This window comes from Pelovirga sp. (assembly GCF_059864205.1).
In genome coordinates this window covers 1-2489 of record NZ_JCBCBS010000195.1, presented here as the reverse complement: position 1 = coordinate 2489, position 2489 = coordinate 1, and the positions used below count along the sequence as shown (strand labels likewise).

The window sequence follows — 2489 nt, the reverse complement described above, 5'->3', positions numbered from 1 at the left end:
AAGTCTACAATGAAAGTGATACTGTGGTCAATGCATAGGGGGAGTGGGATAGCAGTGACGAGTGATGAGTGATGAAGCAAGGGCGGAAAAACGGGTAATGAAATCAGTAAACCGTGAGCGGTGAGCGGAAAAAAAACATTAACGGAGAGCCAAGGGCGGGAAAAACGGGTAGTGGGTAGTGGGTTAAGATTTCCCACTACCCAGTACCCACTACCCACTACCCACTACCTAATTGTGTCGGTTTTATCTGCGTAACATCAGCATGCATCAGCGGCCACCAATGGCAGAGAGTAACACCAACTTCATTGCGCCGGCGTTGACATTTCTATTTCGGTCAAACTCCAGATGTAGTATAATGTCGAATGTAAGGAATCCTTTCTTTTGGAGCTGTTTATGTTGGCGAAAAAAACCAGTAAAAACCAGATTACATTGCCCAAGAAGATTGTCGACAAGTTTCCCGGTGTCGATTACTTTGACGTTCGCGAGGAGAAAGGTCAGATCCTGTTGTTTCCGGTTCGACCGGGCAGGGCGGATCAGGTTCGTGAAAAATTGGCTGAGCTGGGCATTGTGGCGGAAGATGTCACTGCTGCCATTGAATGGGCCCGGCGTAAATGAGTTTGAGGGTCGTTTTTGATACCAATGTGGTTGTTTCGGCATTGTTATTTGCTCATGGTCGATCGGCCTGGATCCGTCAATTGTGGGCAGAATTACATCCGTTAGTGTCACAGGATACTGTCGCTGAATTGATGCGGGTTTTAAGTTATCCTAAATTTCAACTTGAGCCTGCTGATATTGAGGCGTTGCTTGGTGAATATTTGCCGTTCACCACAGTTGTTGAAGTGCCGGTGTCAGAAGTCGATTTGCCAATATGTTCTGACCCGGATGATCAGATGTTTATCGATCTTGCCTATGCCGGTCATGCGGACATATTAGTCTCCGGTGATCAGGACTTGCTCGCCATTGTGGATTTATGCCCCTTCAAGATTCTGCCGCCCGGTCAGTTGCGATTGTATGTTCGTGAAGATGGGAGTGGGGAATGGGAAAGCAGTGATGAGTGAAGAGTAACGAGTAACGAGGCGAGGGCGGGAAAAACGGGTAATGAAATCAGTAAACCGTGAGCGGTGAGCGGTGAGCCGTAAGCGGAAAAAAACATTAACGGAGAGTCGGAGAGGAAAGGGCGGGGAAAACGGGTAGTGGGTAGTGGGAAATCAGTAAACCGTGAGCGGTGAGCAGTGAGCAGTGAGCCGTAAGCGGTAAGCCGTAAGCCGTAAGCCGTAAGCCGTAAGCCGCTCACTGTTTACCGTTCACTAAAGGTTTTCACCGCTCACGGCTCACCGTTCACGGTTCACGGTTTTATACAAATGACACCACGAAGTGGCAGCCCCCGCGTTAGCGGTAGCGCTTTAGTGGCTCAGTCTGCATGGGTAATAACCTTCACTTTGTCAGCCAACGTTAAAAAATAATCAGATGACCAGATATCCAGAACCTTGGCATCGGTGACGAAGCGTCTGATATCCTGTCTGGCGGAATTGATATCAACCGCTTTAATCCGTTCTTTAATCAGGGGTAAAAATGTTAGTCTCCTAAAGCAAGGAGTAAAGAAAGATCTGTCCAAGTATTTTTTTATTCATTAAGGCATTTTTCCAGAAAGTTGAGGATTCTGGCTTTGCAGCCGGCTTGTGCATATGTCTGAATTTTTGCGGGACTCAGTTCGGATAATTTTTCTTCATCCAGGCGTAAGTCTTCGAGCAACAGAATACGCATGGCTCTGGTCGAGTAAATATTGAGGTTGGGTGTGAGGACTAACCAGTCACAGAGGGCTTTTTCCGGTTCTGCTATCATAAAGCTGATTTTTTCACTGACTTTTAGTTGTTGAATGCCTTGCGCATAATATGTTGTTGGCAGTCGTTGGTAGGAAAAGCGCGCCAGACTGTTGTTAAATGTTTTCGCTCGTTTTGTGGTGACGCTGGTAATCTCTGCGACACCTTCAGGAATCAGACCAAAATAGGAGAGGGCAAATTCAAGAGAAACGTATGATGGTCCGTAGAGATGATTGGCTATCAACGGCAAGGAGACCGGCACCCCCGATCGTTTGGGAGAAACGACGTACATGCCGCGCTTTAGGGGCAGCAACTGGCCTTCGCTCAGCCAGCGATGAATTTTGAAATTCGGGGCCTGATACTCTGACAGGACAGATTGCAGAGTGCTGTGACGAATAACCATCCCCGCATAAGGTTTCAGTAAATCATCCATCGTAAATCCTTTGATTCTGATGGCTTGATTAGGTTTTAACTAATTATCTGCGCAGAATTACTGTTTTTAAGCTATATGATTTTGGGTAATTAGTCTACAGAATAAAAAGGCAAGGGCGGGAAAAACGGGGAGTGAAATCAGTGAACCGTGAACGGTGAGCGGTGAGCGGAAAAAAAAACATTTACGGAGAGGCGGAGAGGAAAGGGCGGGGAAATCGGGTAGTGGGTAGTGGGTAG

General features: G+C 47.2%; 3 protein-coding genes. 2 read left to right on the top strand and 1 reads right to left on the bottom strand.

The genetic code is table 11. The annotated features are described in order from the left end of the window. The first annotated feature begins 393 nt into the window (after positions 1-393). Together AC6F7T_RS12380 and AC6F7T_RS12375 are read left to right on the top strand one after the other, a co-directional pair. Positions 394-615 (top strand): AbrB/MazE/SpoVT family DNA-binding domain-containing protein, encoded by a 222-nt coding sequence (locus tag AC6F7T_RS12380; RefSeq protein WP_500719284.1) that lies wholly within the window; start codon positions 394-396, stop codon positions 613-615. Continuing rightward, entirely contained in the window at positions 612-1058 is a 447-nt protein-coding gene (locus tag AC6F7T_RS12375; protein WP_500719283.1) for a putative toxin-antitoxin system toxin component, PIN family, read from the top strand. Before AC6F7T_RS12380 ends, AC6F7T_RS12375 begins: the two co-directional genes overlap by 4 nt. Positions 1059-1623: 565 nt before the next feature. Here the strand turns inward: AC6F7T_RS12375 and AC6F7T_RS12370 are convergent. Then, positions 1624-2253, bottom strand: a complete 630-nt coding sequence (locus AC6F7T_RS12370) for a type IV toxin-antitoxin system AbiEi family antitoxin domain-containing protein (RefSeq protein WP_500719281.1) — start codon at positions 2251-2253, stop codon at positions 1624-1626. Between the last annotated feature and the right edge of the window lie 236 nt (positions 2254-2489).